The sequence below is a fragment of the Pseudoalteromonas rubra genome, from assembly GCF_001482385.1.
GTDB lineage: Bacteria > Pseudomonadota > Gammaproteobacteria > Enterobacterales > Alteromonadaceae > Pseudoalteromonas > Pseudoalteromonas ardens.
In genome coordinates this window covers 561,360-577,074 of record NZ_CP013611.1, presented here as the reverse complement: position 1 = coordinate 577,074, position 15,715 = coordinate 561,360, and the positions used below count along the sequence as shown (strand labels likewise).

Annotated in this window: 17 protein-coding genes; 1 reads left to right on the top strand and 16 read right to left on the bottom strand. The window is 45.8% G+C overall.

Annotated features, from left to right (window positions below; translation table 11 throughout):
- Positions 1–4: 4 nt before the first annotated feature.
- Positions 5–859 (bottom strand): 6-carboxytetrahydropterin synthase, encoded by an 855-nt coding sequence (locus AT705_RS02505; RefSeq protein ID WP_058795344.1) that lies wholly within the window; start codon positions 857–859, stop codon positions 5–7.
- 371 nt (positions 860–1,230) lie between these two features.
- Between AT705_RS02505 and fabA the strand changes: the two genes are divergently transcribed.
- Positions 1,231–1,746 (top strand): bifunctional 3-hydroxydecanoyl-ACP dehydratase/trans-2-decenoyl-ACP isomerase, encoded by a 516-nt coding sequence (gene fabA / locus AT705_RS02500; protein WP_049864164.1) that lies wholly within the window; start codon positions 1,231–1,233, stop codon positions 1,744–1,746.
- A 333-nt stretch (positions 1,747–2,079) separates the two neighbouring features.
- On the opposite strand, the gene AT705_RS02495 is transcribed toward fabA, so the two are convergent.
- The 15 genes from AT705_RS02495 to astE all read right to left on the bottom strand — a co-directional run bounded on the left by AT705_RS02495 (position 2,080) and on the right by astE (position 15,670).
- On the bottom strand, positions 2,080–2,607 hold the full coding sequence (locus AT705_RS02495; RefSeq protein ID WP_058795343.1) for a DUF3833 domain-containing protein: 528 nt from the start codon (positions 2,605–2,607) through the stop codon (positions 2,080–2,082).
- 6 nt (positions 2,608–2,613) lie between these two features.
- Entirely contained in the window at positions 2,614–3,201 is a 588-nt protein-coding gene (locus AT705_RS02490) for a chalcone isomerase family protein (protein ID WP_058795342.1), read from the bottom strand.
- Entirely contained in the window at positions 3,194–3,706 is a 513-nt protein-coding gene (locus AT705_RS02485; protein WP_058795341.1) for a DUF2878 domain-containing protein, read from the bottom strand. Before AT705_RS02485 ends, AT705_RS02490 begins: the two co-directional genes overlap by 8 nt.
- Entirely contained in the window at positions 3,684–4,961 is a 1,278-nt protein-coding gene (locus AT705_RS02480; protein WP_058795340.1) for an SAM-dependent methyltransferase, read from the bottom strand. Before AT705_RS02480 ends, AT705_RS02485 begins: the two co-directional genes overlap by 23 nt.
- A gap of 3 nt (positions 4,962–4,964) precedes the next feature.
- Entirely contained in the window at positions 4,965–5,777 is an 813-nt protein-coding gene (locus AT705_RS02475) for a DUF1365 domain-containing protein (RefSeq protein ID WP_058795339.1), read from the bottom strand.
- Entirely contained in the window at positions 5,777–7,030 is a 1,254-nt protein-coding gene (locus AT705_RS02470) for an NAD(P)/FAD-dependent oxidoreductase (RefSeq protein ID WP_058795338.1), read from the bottom strand. The genes AT705_RS02475 and AT705_RS02470 overlap by 1 nt, the downstream gene beginning before the upstream one ends.
- The gene (locus tag AT705_RS02465; protein WP_058795337.1) at positions 7,027–7,752 is read right to left on the bottom strand and encodes an SDR family NAD(P)-dependent oxidoreductase; all 726 of its coding nucleotides are present in this window, start codon (positions 7,750–7,752) and stop codon (positions 7,027–7,029) included. The genes AT705_RS02470 and AT705_RS02465 overlap by 4 nt, the downstream gene beginning before the upstream one ends.
- Positions 7,737–8,222, bottom strand: a complete 486-nt coding sequence (locus AT705_RS02460) for a nuclear transport factor 2 family protein (RefSeq protein ID WP_058795336.1) — start codon at positions 8,220–8,222, stop codon at positions 7,737–7,739. Before AT705_RS02460 ends, AT705_RS02465 begins: the two co-directional genes overlap by 16 nt.
- A gap of 260 nt (positions 8,223–8,482) precedes the next feature.
- Positions 8,483–9,133 (bottom strand): ChrR family anti-sigma-E factor, encoded by a 651-nt coding sequence (locus AT705_RS02455; protein ID WP_058795335.1) that lies wholly within the window; start codon positions 9,131–9,133, stop codon positions 8,483–8,485.
- Positions 9,126–9,785 carry a sigma-70 family RNA polymerase sigma factor gene (locus tag AT705_RS02450; protein ID WP_058795334.1) on the bottom strand — a complete coding sequence of 220 codons (660 nt, stop codon included), beginning with the start codon at positions 9,783–9,785 and terminating at the stop codon, positions 9,126–9,128. The genes AT705_RS02455 and AT705_RS02450 overlap by 8 nt, the downstream gene beginning before the upstream one ends.
- A gap of 103 nt (positions 9,786–9,888) precedes the next feature.
- Positions 9,889–10,452 carry an LON peptidase substrate-binding domain-containing protein gene (locus tag AT705_RS02445; RefSeq protein ID WP_157576637.1) on the bottom strand — a complete coding sequence of 188 codons (564 nt, stop codon included), beginning with the start codon at positions 10,450–10,452 and terminating at the stop codon, positions 9,889–9,891.
- Positions 10,453–10,638: 186 nt separating this feature from the next.
- A complete protein-coding gene (locus AT705_RS02440; RefSeq protein WP_058795332.1) occupies positions 10,639–12,189 on the bottom strand; it encodes a dihydrolipoyllysine-residue acetyltransferase in 1,551 nt (516 codons plus the stop codon).
- Positions 12,190–12,199: 10 nt separating this feature from the next.
- Positions 12,200–13,177 (bottom strand): alpha-ketoacid dehydrogenase subunit beta, encoded by a 978-nt coding sequence (locus tag AT705_RS02435; protein WP_058795331.1) that lies wholly within the window; start codon positions 13,175–13,177, stop codon positions 12,200–12,202.
- Positions 13,177–14,394: a thiamine pyrophosphate-dependent dehydrogenase E1 component subunit alpha gene (locus tag AT705_RS02430; RefSeq protein WP_058795330.1), complete on the bottom strand. Its 1,218-nt coding sequence runs from the start codon at positions 14,392–14,394 to the stop codon at positions 13,177–13,179. The genes AT705_RS02435 and AT705_RS02430 overlap by 1 nt, the downstream gene beginning before the upstream one ends.
- 244 nt (positions 14,395–14,638) lie before the next feature.
- Complete coding sequence (gene astE / locus AT705_RS02425; protein ID WP_058795329.1) at positions 14,639–15,670, bottom strand: succinylglutamate desuccinylase; 1,032 nt, start codon at positions 15,668–15,670, stop codon at positions 14,639–14,641.
- Between the last annotated feature and the right edge of the window lie 45 nt (positions 15,671–15,715).

Sequence of the window (15,715 nt, the reverse complement as noted above, 5' to 3'; positions counted from 1 at the left end):
CCAGTCAGGCATAAGCGATCGCTCCTTTTCCGACGCCTTCAAACGCCTTAACTTTAACTTTTCTATCAGGATACTGAGCCTTGATCTCTCCAGCAAGATATTCGGCTAAGCACTCTACAGTACTGTCGCAGGGTATCAAATCACAACGCGCCTTACTGATAGCTAATTCAAAATAGCCCTGAGAGGCCGTATAGGCAAATGCATAATCATCATCGTGTGGTTTAATGTATTGTAAGTCACTCACATCGATTAGATCCTCCCGACTGCCCAGGTAGATATCCTGCCAGCGCTCTGCCCACTCTTTTTGCAGGCGCGGCATACTAATATCGTCCAGGTAGATGCCAATATCAGAGCGGTGGCCATGAATAATACGCTGACAATTACCATCGTGCTTTTTCAAGCCATGACTGTAGTGGTAATAGAAACTACGGCTCGGCTCAGGACGTAATTCAATCTCTATGTCTTTTACGTTATCTGGCATTTTTGGCAAAATTTGTTGCTTAAGAAAAGCAATGACACTGGCTTCATTAATTTCAGCACCTTTGACGATGCAAACGGCTTCTTCAGGCGCACTCATGGCCAGGTGATGCCCGCCGAACAAGCCGTCAAAACTCACCCTGCCATCTTGTGATGCGTAGTTGCATGACAACTGGCTTGGGATAGCCAACTTATGATCAATCGTGTCATCTATAATGGCCTTGATCTGCTTTTTTACTTTGGCAAAGTCTAATACCATAGACTCTTCATTTAGCTGGCCATGCAGTGTCATATCGACAATCCAGCTTTCACCCACCGCGCCTCGTTTACCACACAAGTAAGAAAAATCAATTACCGTCAAGGCATCTACAAAAAGGATCATAAACTTCCGCTAACATTAAGAATGACTGATTCAATTATAAAGATTTTTAAAGCAAAAATCGCCTTGAAAGGTCCAGAAACAAAGAAATAATCTATCTAGGGGCACTCATTGAATGATTTTCATTCACTTTAGAACCCCTTGAGCATAGTGGGCCATAGTTATGGCTTTGATAGATAAAAACGCACGCCAATTGATGTGTAAAAAACAACCTTGCGGTTATAAAACAGCCAAGCTTACAAGGTCAGGAAGATAAAAATATATCACCTGATAAGTAGAGTGCTCATGGAACATGCAAATTTTAACTGTTCAGAGTTGTTTGGCGTACAAGTGTAAGCTAAAGTAGCAACAATTTAAGACTAAGACTGATGATTATGGAACCAAAAAATAGCTATACAAAAGAAGAACTGATCCTGTGCGCTGAAGGGAAAATGTTTGGTGAGAACAACTGTCGTCTGCCAATCGATAACATGCTGATGATGGATCGTATCATCGAGATTAATGAAGATGGTGGCCAGTTTGGCAAAGGTCAGATCGTCGCTGAGCTAGATATTAACCCTGATCTGTGGTTTTTTGACTGTCATTTCCGTGGCGACCCGGTAATGCCTGGTTGCCTGGGCCTGGATGCCATGTGGCAGATCGTTGGCTTCTTCCTCGGCTGGTCTGGTGGACCGGGCCTTGGCCGCGCATTGGGTGTAGGTGAAGTTAAGTTCACAGGCCAGATCCTACCAACGGCTAAGAAAGTAACATATCGTGTAGACATGAAGCGCGTTATCAAACGTAAATTGTTTATGGGTCTTGCTGACGGCACAGTAGAAGTTGACGGCCGCGTTATATACGAAGCAAAAGATCTAAAAGTAGGCCTGTTCCAGGATACGAGTGCGTTTTAATCTATTTCTATCGCACTGATGTAAAAGCTCATCTAGATTAGACGGGCTTTTATTATTTCAAGGCATTCGTACCAGCCTCAAGCCAAAACGATGTCCATGATTTCGTTTTTGGAGCTATTCCCTCAGCTAACAAAAAAGCCACTAAGTGACTTGTTTCTTTCTGCCCCAAAGCAATCATGATTGCTATTAAAACCGTAGATAAAAAACACGTTTTCTCGATATAAGGTAATGGTAAGCATAAATTTGGCAGGGAACCCGCTAGGTTTCACTCATACGCTGAAAACAAAGAAGGCTTGATTTACAGGCCTTTGTTAGTGAACACGACAAACAGTTTCAACTGTCATGTTTCTCTATGATTAGAATAACCTCGCCGACTTTAAAGCCCCATTTAATGATCTCAGTGCGATTAAATAAACGCTTTTCATTCACCAGATACATCCAGTCGTCCAGAGTAACTTCCAATGGGGAGCCCTGGTATTGGATCTCCAATTGGTAGCGCCAGTACAACGCCGAGCCTGCAGTTTCACCCTGCGCTACACCAATCACGTCCCCTGCGGTGCCTTTATAAAGATTGTCGGCCGTTTTTTCCAGTTGCCAGATTCTGGTTGACTTTTCTCCGTCGTCAAAACGAAACCATTCTTTTAACTCGCCTTTGTTGCCCTCCCAGGTGCCTACCAGATCGGCTTCAAAACGTCGTGTCAGATTGCCGCTTCGGTCAAGAACAATACCATATGCGGTCAACTCACCTCTAAAAAATTGCTCCAGTGCCAGATCCGGCTTTGTTTCACTATAGTCTGCAATGGTTTTGCTGGTACAGCCACTGAGTACAAAAATCAGCAGCAAGGCCATAATTACTTTCATCTTGATTTACCTTTTTCCAATGAGCTGCTCTCTCAGCTTTGGCTCTGTGGTTTTTTCTGATAGCCATATGGCCAAAAACGCGGGGCCAAAGGCTCGATCATTAATCGCGCCGAGAAAACGCGCAGACGTTTTCAGCTCAGCTTCTGACAAAGCACTTTTAACCTCTGCCCCCGGGTCAGGACGAAAATAGAAGCGGCTTTGCTTGTCACGATCCACGACCAGGATAAGTTGATTGCCCTTTTGTATGTCAGGCCAGAGTTGTACTAGTTGCCTCAGCCACTGCTCAGCGTTGTCCAGTACCAGTTTTTGCTTTTGCCATTGCTCTCGCGTGGCATCAACCAGCTCCTGCGCTTCTATGTCGCGTTTGTAAGTTAAACTCAACACCTGTGGAAACTGCTCTGCCTGATATGCTTCTCCACCGGTATACAATGCTGCTGAATAGACATCCCAAAACAGATAGCGTAAATCGGCCGTACCTCGTAGTTCTAGCGTAGACAATTGTGTTGTCGTCGAGGCACTTGCCTGCAATGGCGCGACTAAAGGTACCGAAAACATCGCCACCGCGACTAGCGTTTTGCTCATTAGATTAAACATGTTGTACTCCCAGGTGCTGTCCCATTCGACCGTTGAGGTGCACTACCAAAGGTAAAATGACGGCCCAAACAACAGCAAAAATCAAAACCACATTTGTCAGTGAGAGCGCACTGTTCAGCGCACCGAGCTTTATGCCACCGATATAACTGAGTGCACCAAATACCGCACCAAGCGCAGCCTGTATGCCAAAGTGATATCGTCCCAACCAACTCAGACTATGGTTGAGCGTCAGCGTAAAGTGCCCCCAAAGCAGAGCAAGCCACAGCGGTAGCCATTGATGGCCGTCCGCAAAACTTATTACCCCTATAAGCGAGAGCGATTGGTCGACAACCAACCCAAGCGGTAAAATCAACAAACTCCGGGCGTCAGCTTTCCTGCTTGGTGAAAGGGCAAAATGCAGCAAAAACAAAAGCCCAACCAAAGGCACAGCCTGATCTGTGAATAAGGCGCACAACCACCACACAGATTGAAAGATTATGAGATTAATCAGCCAAAAATTGCGCATCATTCACACCAATATGTCGTGGCTTACGAGCTACCAGGTGATGCGTGCTTATAACACGTTCTAAGAAAGCACCTTCACAGTACTGTAGATAAAACAGCCACAACCGTCGGAATCGCTCGTCAAAGCCAAAAGTACGGATCTGCTGCCAGTTTTGCTCAAATTGCTCACGCCAACGCTTAAGTGTTTGGGCGTAATGCAGACCGATATCATCTATGTCTCGCACAACCATATCTGTTTGAGTGGAGAGATGATCAGACATCACGGCTATAGATGGCAGACAGCCACCGGGAAATATGTAGCGCTGAATAAAGTCGACATTGTTTCTGTAGTGATCATAGCGTTTATCTGCGATGGTGATGGCCTGCAATAACATCAAACCATTATCCTTCAGCAAGCTGCTACATTTTGCAAAAAAACCAGCCATGTAACTGTGTCCCACAGCTTCAATCATTTCGATAGAAACCAGCTTATCGTACTTGCCTTCCAGCAACCGATAATCCTGCTTCAACAAAGTTATTTGGCCTTCTAAGCCGGCTGATTTAATTCGCTGCGCAGTAAACTCATGCTGTGCATCTGAGATGGTCGTCGTGGTCACTTTACAACCGTAATTTTGGGCTGCAAATAATGCCAGTGCGCCCCACCCCGTGCCAATCTCTAACAGGTGATCCTGCTCGCTCAGCTCGAGTTTATCGCATATGATTTTGAGCTTATTGTTTTGCGCCTGTTCAAGTGACTGATCGAGTGTGTCAAAGACCGCGCTGGAATACATCATAGTCGGGTCAAGAAACGACTGATATAAATCATTACTCAGGTCATAATGTGCCAGTATATTTTGTTTTGAGCCGGATTCACTGTTACGGTTGCCAAAATGAAAAACGCGGTTTTTGAGTGAAGTCAACCAGGACATCTTGCCTTCAAGCTCGTCCAGTTGTGACTGAGCACAAGCAAAAATGCGTATGACCCTTGTCAACTCGGAACTTTCCCATTTGCCATCGATAAATGCTTCGGCAGCACCAATACCACCACCTTTCAATACGTCCAGGTAAAAGCTTGGATCGGACACGAATATAGTGGCATGGATCCTGGGCTGCATCGCGCCTAACACAACCTTCTCACTTCCTTCGATGATTTCGAGACGATCATGCTCCAGATTTTCCAACAGCTTAAAGATAAATCCTCTGGCTTTATTGATCATTAAACTATGCCACCATGATACCGTGGCAGGCTTGGGGATGGTTTGGCTATTTTGTTCCATGTATCACTTCGCTTTATTACAGTTAGAGTGAGTTTCGGGGTGCGGTATGAACGGCACACGCTTCACCCAAAGTTTTAAGGCCTGCCAGTAAATTGCCAGGCATATCTTCAATGTCATAGAGGGCACACACAACCCCAAACCAAGCAAGTTTCTCAATGAGAGCGGCTTTGATTTGAGCGCCATAGTTGCGTCAAAGAGTATATCGCTAGCCAGAGTTCCCTGTTGTTTATAGTCGTGCTCTGCTGTGGCATGATTTTCGATATGTAACAACAGCTGCCCAGGGCCATGTTCAGGAGGCGGCTTAACACGCCACAGATATTGCATATCCAGTGACATAAAAGGTGACACATGAAATGCCTTATCTGTTCTTTGCGACTCGCTAATATCCACCAGATAGTAGTGTCGCTGGTTCCATGGTGTGTTGCTCACTTCGGCCAGCATTAGGTTGCAGTTTCCCTGCTCGTCGTAGCAGAAGTAGACATTAAGTGGGCTAAAGTACAAACCCAAACAACGTCCCTGAATCAGCGCTTTGACACGCCCGCCAGGCCACTGCCCACCAAGCTCTATGACTTTGTTCTTAATACGTTGTTGTAATGTTCCGCGATCACCTTTGAGGTAGTCATTTTGGCAAAAGCGGATTGGCCGATACCATTGTGGACCAATTAAACTCTGACCGGCCTGGGTGAAAGCATCGCTTTCAACATCCAGACAAAGCATGTACAAGCGATACGAAAAACCGTGATAAACAGGCGCAAAGCGTCGATGTCTTACCTGACCAACATATAAAGGCGAATTCTGTGTTGCATTCTCACTCATTACAGATCGTCCAGGCTAATACCAAATCTTGCCGCCACATCGACCGAGCTGCGTACACCGTCTTCGTGGAAGCCGTTGTACCAATAGGCACCTGCAAAATGTGTTTGTGCCTTCCCACAAATTTCCTTTCGACGCAGCTGCGCTGCCATACTTTGTGTATTAAATACAGGATGCGCATATTGATAGTGGCCGAGTACCTTGTCCTGTTTAATTTCCTGGTTCAGGGTGACACAGAATGTGCAAGGTGCTTCAATGCCCTGCAATATATTCATATTGTAGGTAACCGCCGCTGGCCGGGATTCGTTATTATCGAGCAAGTAATTCCAGGCAGCCCAAGCGAGGCGGCGTTTTGGCAATAATTGCGTGTCTGTATGTAGTATCACACTGTTTTGAGCGTAGGGAATTGCTGAAAGCACACTCGTTTCATCCGGGCTCGGGTCGCCTAGCAAACTCAGCGCCTGATCACTATGACACGCAAATACAACTTCATCGAATTCACGGACTTCGTCTTTAAAATGAAGCTGTACACGGCCATTTTCACGCGTGACCTTGGATATAGCGGCACTAAGATGAATATTACCTTCAAGACCTCGTAATAAAGGGGCAATATATTGTTTCGAGCCACCAGGGATCACATACCATTGCGGCCTGTCACTGATATTCAGCAAACCATGATGATAGAAGAATCGCACAAAAAACTTCAGTTCAAACTCTTTCATTTTCTGTAAACTAGTAGACCAGATAGCAGCGCCCATCGGCAAAATGTAATGCTCTGCAAAAAAATCACTGAAGTTGTTCGCTTCAAGAAAAGTGCCTAATGTTTCCTGGCTCGAAAAGTTGTCGTCGGCATAACGCTGCTTTGCTGAAGTATTAAAACGCACAATCTCCCGAATGAGGCGCCAGAACCTGGGCCGGAAGAGGTTACGCCTTTGTGCGAACAAGGTATTGAGGTCGTGACCATTGTACTCGAGGCCTGAGTCCTTGTTATGAACACTGAAACTCATTTCCGTCGGTTTCCCCCGGATCCCAAGCTTGTCCATCAGCTTAATGAAGTTCGGATAAGTTCTGTCGTTATAAACAATAAAGCCAGTATCAACGTGGTAGATTTGCCCCTGATACTCCACCTCTTTTGTTGCGGTGTGCCCGCCAAGACGCTCTCTTTTTTCAAACAAGTGTACTTCGTGCCTGGTACTGAGCAATCTCGCACAGACCATACCTGAAACGCCACTGCCAATGACGGCTATTTTTTTCATCTTTTTATCCATTTTGCGGCAAGCCGGCGCCAAACAGTATGTGGCAACCAACCAAAGAATTTGAGCAGATAGGTAAACCTGCGTGGAAAGTGAATATCAAACTGTTTGTTCTCCACACCCCTAAAAATGCGTTCAGCAGCCTGTTCACTGGTAATTTGACAAGGCATCGGAAAGTCATTCTTTTGTGTCAAAGGCGTATCTACAAAACCCGGGTGGACAACACTCACTTGAATACCGCTGTCTGCCAAATCTACATCCATTGTTTTAGCGAGATAAGTAAGGCCCGCTTTCGATGCACCATAGGCTTCTGCCCGAGGTAACGGCAAATAGCTGGCTGATGAGCTGACAAACACCAAAAATGCGCCCGGAGCAAGCTTGCCAAGCCAGGCCTCCAGACAATACCCGACTGAAATGAGGTTGACGCTTATGATGCGCTCAAACAATGCTGAGTCAAAGTGACGTGCATCGTCTATGTACTCACACCCTCCGGCATTGAGAATGATGCCGTCTAAAGGCGGCAATCGTTCAGCTACATCAAATATTGCAGCTTTATCACTTAAATCGAAACACCAGTGACGGACGTCTTCTGACTCAGGTAACACCGATCCGAGTTTTTCTTTGCTACGGCCACAGACGTGCACTTTAAATCCGGCTTCAAGATAACGCCTGGCCAGAGCGAGCCCTATTCCGGAACTTGCGCCAGTGATTAGAACTTCGGACATGCCTGCGCTCCCTTGTTCGCCACACCACCACTTTGCTCGCCAGACACCCGGGCTTTTAACCAACGTATCCCCAACCCCATTAGTGGAATGTGTTCATAAAGTAAACTACCTGCATCAAAATAATCCCGGTGCATTATTACTTTGCCGTCCTGAACTTTGAGATAAGAGTGGCCTTCAACACATATTTCCTGTCCCTTGCCAAGGCGGCTGTGACGATAGCGCATTGTCCAGTACAAAGCAGCCTGGTCGCCCTGCGATAAATTGTGATGAATATCAAACTGGCAACTAATCACGTTGCTGTACATATCGCTGAAGTATGTGCTCAAGTTGGTCAGCCCATCGATCCCATGAAGCGGATCGCTAAATTGAATGTCGGGGTGATAGATCTCTGCCAATAAATGTAAGGTATCTCTGTCTAGCTGATTGTAAATCCTTACAAAATTATCGAGCCAGTCTGGTTGTTCGGTCATTATTTTATCCTTTATGTCACTATGTCCTGCAATACGTGTTTAAACCGGCATAAGATCAATCTGACTCAGATTCCTGTCATCATTTCACTGACTGATGTAAGGGTATGTAGCAGCTGTTCACTGGATACTGTCGTTCTCTTAGTACATTAGCAGTTTTTTTGATAAAGCGCCTGAAATCAGTACCCTAGAGACGAAAGAAGCACAAAGGCAGGCTTTGTGCTCAAGTCGAAGGAGGAATTAAGTCGAAACTTAATTCTGTGTTAGTAGATCAACTTACCAATTGGATTGAATAACTGGCTCAAGCCCTGACTGAAGTGTAGTGCATCGTCAGCTAAGGTAAAACACAAACACGATTCAGTGGCGACTGGCGAATGCTCGTGCTCACCATCAAGCATAATAAAATCGCCGGGCACATAGCTGTCCATCTCATCTTTAAACTCACCGGACAGCAGTAATGTTAGCTCAAATCCTTTGTGTGTGTGCTGAGGAACACTTCCGCCCTTTTCAATGTGCAAAAGGCTTGCGTGTAACTTGCCATCGCCCAGATTCAGCCTAGACCTGGACAGCTTACCCAGTTTCAGCCAACCACTGAGACCAATGTTATGTAAGCTGGAGGGCAGTATGAATTGCTCCCCCTTCACTTCTATCTCAAGGGGGGCTGGAGCTGGCCTTTCATCAAAAAGCACATCCTCGGTGATCTGTGCAATCAGATCGTCCCAGTTGTCTTCGCTCTGTGGCTCAAAATTTTCCCCTATAAAGCTGTGGGCACAGCTTGTTTCGATCTGATGTGCCAACCTCTGACATTGAGGACACATATCTATGTGCATACTCACGGCTACGCTCAACGAAGCACACAGTTCTCCCTGAACATAAGATTGCAGGATTTGTTCGGATGGGTGGTATTTAATCATGATGCTCCCCCATGTGTGCCTTTAATTTGCCTAATGCTAATCTGAGCCGAGACTTAACCGTACCCAAAGGTATCCCCAGTTGATTTGCCAACTCGTCCTGACTCAACTCCTGGAAGTAAATGCCCTTAACGACATTTTTTTGCTCTTCAGGCAGCTTTTCTACGTATTCAACAAGCTGCCTGTCAAGAAGGTGGTCAGAGAACTCGGCGCTGTCGTCACGTTCGTTGCTATGCTGCTGCCAAATGTCTTCACTCAGATTGTCTTCGCGGTTGGTCTGCATCTTTCTCAGCATATCGAAAGACTGGTTACGAACCAGAGTATATATCCACGTCGTTACAGCACCCTTTTCAGAATTAAACAAATGTGCTTTTCGCCACACGTTTGCCATGCTTTCTTGTAAAAGCTCCTGCGCCTGACTTGCGTCGCCAAATCGTTGACGACCCAAGTGCAGCACTTTTGGTGCAAACCACTTAAATAGGCAGGCAAACGCCTTTCTGTCTCTTTGCTTTGCAATACGGTCCATCCAATCGCACAACTGTGCCTGTTGCTCAGCGCTGAGCAAGCGTTGCTCCGATGTTTGTGTAGCAGCAACGTCTTTCATAACTGACCCCTGTGGCGTTTCGGTACTTTGCTGTCGGCTCTTTTCTATCATTAGCTCACATCCATACATAATGGAAGTATAAAAACGGTTTTATTGCTTCTCGGCTTATTGTACGCCTGACCAAACAAGTTAGATCACTATGTCAGCGAATTTATCAGTCATTTTGTCCTGTTAAAATGGTATCGAGGAATTTTAGCGCCTGAGGTAGAGTGTCTGGTTCACAAAATCCCTCTTTGTGCTCTGGAGAAAAAGGTAAGACCTCCAGAAAACGTCCTGCCACCCAGGCTGCATCCTCAAACCAGGGCTCAGGGTAAAGTGCAGCCAATTCGGGATTCTGCTTGAAGATACGAGCCAGTTCATCACTGATATGTTGATATCTGGGCAGCAGCTCTGTCCTCGTCCAATGCGTTCTCGCAGTAAAGCGTGCCTGGCGCAGTCCATCGGACTCCATCCAGACCTCGTCAATGTCCAGCAATCCCTTAGATCTCACGTCTATCGTCAGAATATCATCTTCTGCCGAGCCAAAATCAATGATTTCGACCCAACTTGCCCATGGCGCAGTTTGATACTCAGTAGCAGACTTATATAAGCCAATTGCAAAATGACGGTCATCGCCAGCTTCTTTGACCATACGCAAGTATTTTTGCTCAAAAATCCGTAACCGGGTCACACCGCCCGGTAACAGGAAGACAGGTAATGGAAAAAGTGCCATTTGCATGCTTTGGATCATAAAATAAGGCCAAACAGTTGAATCTGTCTGTTAATACGAGTGAGGTGGTAGCACGGATCAATCAAAATCCATGTCGATATCTTGAGTGCATTTCTTCATTTTTTACAAGAGAGGCCATTAAAAAAGGGCCGTAAAGGCCCTTTACAACAAGTAAGAAACTAGCAAAATCGACGATTAGCGCATAGCCATCATCATTTTAGCCGGCTCCTCTAAGTAAGACTTCCACAAATTATTAAATCTTGCAATGGTTCCGCCATCAATTACGCGATGGTCACCAGACCAGCTGACTTGCATAATCGAGCGTGAGACCACATTGCCCTGTGCATCAAAACGTGGCAGATGTTGTAATTTACCTAATGCCACAATAGCAACTTCGGGTTTATTAATGATTGGGGTCGCTGTTGTACCACCAATTGCACCGATATTCGAAATTGAAATGGTACCACCTTTAAGGTCATTTGGTGATACTCGCCCTTCGCGTGCTGCATCTGTTAACTGCGTAACTGCTTCAGCCACATCCACAATTGACTTATTCTGACATTGCTTAATGTTAGGAACTAGGAGGCCGAGTTTACTATCAACTGCCATACCTATGTTGTGGTCATCAAAATAAGTGATCTCTGTACACTCATCATTGACCTGCGAATTAAGGATCGGAAACTCTTTAATTGCGAGAGACAGAGCTTTAATAAAGAATGGCATCATTGTCAGCTTAATACCTTGCTTTGCATACTGCTCTTTAAGAGACTTGCGCAGTGCAATCAGTTCTGTCAGATCAATTTCATCACTGTAAGTAAAGTGTGGGATGGTAGAAACAGACGCCACCATTTGCTTGGCCATCGCGGCTTTCATACCTCGGATAGCCTCAACCCGGGTTGATCCTGTACCAACTGGCGCAGTTGCTGAAGGTTCAACTTGAGCTGGTGTTGCCTGAGCAACGGCCGTGTTACCGCCCTGCGAAAAACGTTCCAGATCCTCTTTAAATACTCGACCATTCTTGCCTGAACCGGGTACCAGGGTAATATCGATGTCCATTTCACGCGCACGGCGTCTGACTGCTGGAGACGCTACCGCTTTGCCATTTACTTTCGCTGGCGCGGAAGGCTGTGCAGATGGTGCTTTGCTCTCTTTCACTGGTTGTGGTTTATGCACAGCCAGTTCATCTTGTTTTGGGCTATGATCAGCACCTAGGCGCATCTGGAATAGCGGGCTATGAACCTGAGCAATATCGCCTTTCTGATAATATAGTTTTTCAACAACACCATCATACTTAGCCGGAATTTGCACCAGCGCTTTGTCTGTCATTACATCACAAACAGCCTGATCTTCTTTAATCTCGTCGCCTTCTGAGACCAACCATTCTACGATCTCACACTCAACAATACCTTCACCAATGTCTGGCAAAATAAAGTCTTCTAAATGCGCAGCTGATGTCGGGGCTACAGAATCACTGTCACTCACGCTACTAACAGGAGCAGGCGCTTCGCCTGCAACATCCATAGCAAACAGTGGTTCATGCACTTTAGCAATGTCACCCTTAGCATAATGTAACTGGGTGATCACACCGTCATGTACGGCTGGGATCTGAACCAGCGCCTTATCTGTCATCACATCACAAATTGGCTGATCTTCTTTCACTTCATCACCGACATTAACCAGCCACTCGACCAGTTCACATTCGACGATCCCTTCGCCAATATCAGGTAAAATAAATTCTTTAGACATGACCCGTCCCTTAAAACTCTACTGACTTCTTAATTGCAGCGAATACTTTAAGTGCATCCGGTACATACTCTTTTTCCAGTGCCAGTGGATAAGGCGTATCCAGACCACACACACGCTCAATGGGTGACTCCAGGTGCAGGAAACACTCTTTTTGGATCGTGGCAGCAATCTCAGCACCAAATCCGTTGGTGATCGGTGCTTCATGGCTGATAACCAGACGACCCGTTTTAGTCACAGACTTGGCAATTGTTTCAGCGTCCCACGGCAAAATTGAGCGCAGGTCGATTATCTCACAGCTGATCCCGGCTTCTTCAGCCTTAGATGCAGCTTGCTCAATGATTTCCATCTGGGCACCCCAGGCTAACACGGTCACATCTTTACCTTCTTTGACCACTTCAGCTTTGCCAATTTCGATGGTGTAATCACCTTCAGGCACCTCACCTGTTGAGGCGCGATACAGACGCTTAGGTTCAAAGAAAATCACCGGGTTATCATCTTTGATACATGCGCGCAGCAGGCCTTTTGCCTGATATGGGTTACGCGGCACGACCAGCTTCAGACCTGGCGTATGAGCAAAATAAGCTTCTGGTGATTGTGAGTGATACAACCCCCCCGCTATACCACCGCCGTAAGGTGTACGAATAGTCAGGTTACCCACATTAAACTCATTACCTGAACGATAGCGGAATTTCGCAGACTCATTCACTATCTGGTCGAATGCAGGGAAGATATAATCAGCAAATTGGATTTCAGCCAGTGCAGGTGCGCCAAACGCAGCAAGACCATTCGCAAAGCCCAAAATACCCTGCTCTGTCAGTGGCGTGTTAAACACACGATGTTTACCGTATTTTTCCTGTAAGCCGGAGGTAGCACGGAACACGCCACCAAAATAACCCACATCTTCACCAAAAATACACGCCTGCGGGTGCTCTGCCATGGTAATGTCTAGCGCCGAGTTAATGGCGTGCAGCATGTTCATTTTAGCCATTATTTGATCCTCCCAGCCGTAATTGGATACGCATCCGGATGCTGTTTAATATGCTCTTTTAATTCTTCGTATTGTTTTTGTAGTGCCGGAATTGGCGTATCGTAAACGTCGGAAACCAACTCTTCCAATGCAGGTTTTTGTATCTTCTCAGCGACTTTCAGTGCAGCCAGGATCTCTTCACGGATCTTGTCTTTTTGTGCTTCATCTTCTTCTTCGTTCAGCCAGCCTTGCTTCAGCAACCAAGCTTTGAAACGCGCCACCGGACAATTTGACTTGAATTCGGCTTCTTCATCTTTCGTACGATAGCCAGAAGGATCATCAGATGTAGAGTGCGCACCGAGACGGTAAGCAATGGATTCGATCAGCACGGGTTCGCCAGTAGTCACTGCAATTTCCCGAGCCTTTTGTGTGGCGGCATAAACAGCCAGGGTGTCTGCACCATCCACACGAATGGTTTTAATGCCATAACCAACACCACGAGAAGCAATACCGTCGCCTTTAAACTGTTCATCAGCCGGGGTCGAGATAGCGTACCCATTGTTACGCGCAAAAAATAACACAGGGGCTTTATGCACTGCGGCCATGTTTAAACCAGCATGGAAGTCGCCCTCTGACGCGGCACCCTCACCAAAATAACAGATGGTTACATTGTCAATCTCGCTGCTGAGCTCACCACTTTGTGCGTCAATATGCTTAAGCTTTTGACCATAGGCATAGCCCGTCGCTTGTGGGATCTGTGTGCCAAGTGGCGATGAAATGGTCAGATAATGTAATTCGTTTGAGCCATAGTGAACCGGCATCTGACGGCCCTTACCCAAATCTTTTTCGTTTGAGAACAGCTGGTTCATAAACTGTTCAAGTGAGAATCCACGATAATGAAGCGCTGCTTGCTCTCGGTACTGCGCCATGATCATATCTTCTTGCTTAAGCGCAGCCGCACTAGCGGTAATCGCTGCCTCTTCTCCTAAACATTGCATGTAGAAGCTAATCCGACCCTGACGCTGTGCCGCCTGCATACGTTCATCTAACAAGCGGATAAAGCGCATGGTTGAGTAAATACGCAGCGCCGTCTCTTTATTTAAGTCAGGTGCAGTGGCGCCATCTAAAATGTCACCGTCTTCGCTGAGTATCTTCAGCGTCGGGATGTTAAGCGCATGGCCATCGATAAATTCGAGCGCATGGCTGATATTCAACGATATGTTATTGGGGTTAGTCATAACCTACCTTCTCTTGTTGTCATAACTAATTTGCAACGCCAAGGCCGCTTAAAATGGGCCGGATCCGCGATTAGAGATTTGAATAATTAGTGCGGTAAATGCAAATTAATTAAATTAAAGCTTTTGCCACTTTACGTTAACGTAAACGGTTATTCAACTAATCCTAGATGAATAACCGCTAATTTGCACATTTTGATCTGGAAAGTTTTTGATACGCTTTGATAAGCGCTTTACTTACAGTGGGTTATACAAAGTTTTCGTCGACTTCGAGCGGCACAACTGTTAATAATGCACGTTGACCCAACGCAACTTTAGCATTCGGGAAAATGATTGCTTCACCTTCAACCTCTGCAAAATAGGTTGTATCACCATCTGTCGCAAGTAATTCACCTTTAGCAAAACCGGTGAAATTTACCGCAGAATCAGGGAATGGGAATGAAAACTCATCGCAAGTTCGGTTAATCGTACGGTGCACCTGAAACAATTCGAAGTCACCTGCATTGAATTCATCGTATTCGACACTTTCTTGACTAATTAATGCTTTCAAGGTTTGTTTTACTGCACTAAAGCGTGACATGTCATTTTGCCCAAAAGGTTTGACCTGCCCCAGTTCCACAGTAAAGGCATCAGCACCGAATTGAAATGACGAAAAATAACTGAATGTCGTGGCCGCTGAGCGCATCATTAATATGGTATTGACGCCACATGCCAACATGAATTGAAGCTGTGATTTCTTCCAGGGTTTTCCATGCAAGAATGGATAAACGGCGAACTTTTCATTTTTTGAGCCACGAATTGCGGTATGCAGGTCATAATGACAACGATAGCGCCCTTCTGGCACGTTGGTGAAAAAGTCACTTACATAGCTTTCGAGTTTCGCAGCACGGATCTGCTCCGGGTTATCAGTGCAGTTTTCGTGAGCACCATTAAACAGACGATTGAGGTTTTCATCGACAAAACGCTCAGCAATATTGATGGATTTTGGGTTACCAAATATAAATAATACACGATGAGCCAGTTCAATTCGTTGCAAAATTATATCCTGGATAAACGCGTCGCATATTTCGATTGGGGCAGTTTCATTACCATGGACCGCACTGGACAGAACAATGTCTTTGTCGCCATAAGTGGCAGGTGTGAACTGGATGACGCCGGTATCTTTTACTTCAACCAAAGTGCCGTTGCTTAGCGTAAATTGCTCTGCGGCAAGAGAAAACTCGTTATTACGAGTCAAAGTCAGGAAATCTCCAGTTTGTTTTAACGTATCAAGGTACATACGAACACCACCTTTTGTGAGAGAAATGAGAGTAGCCGGGAAGTC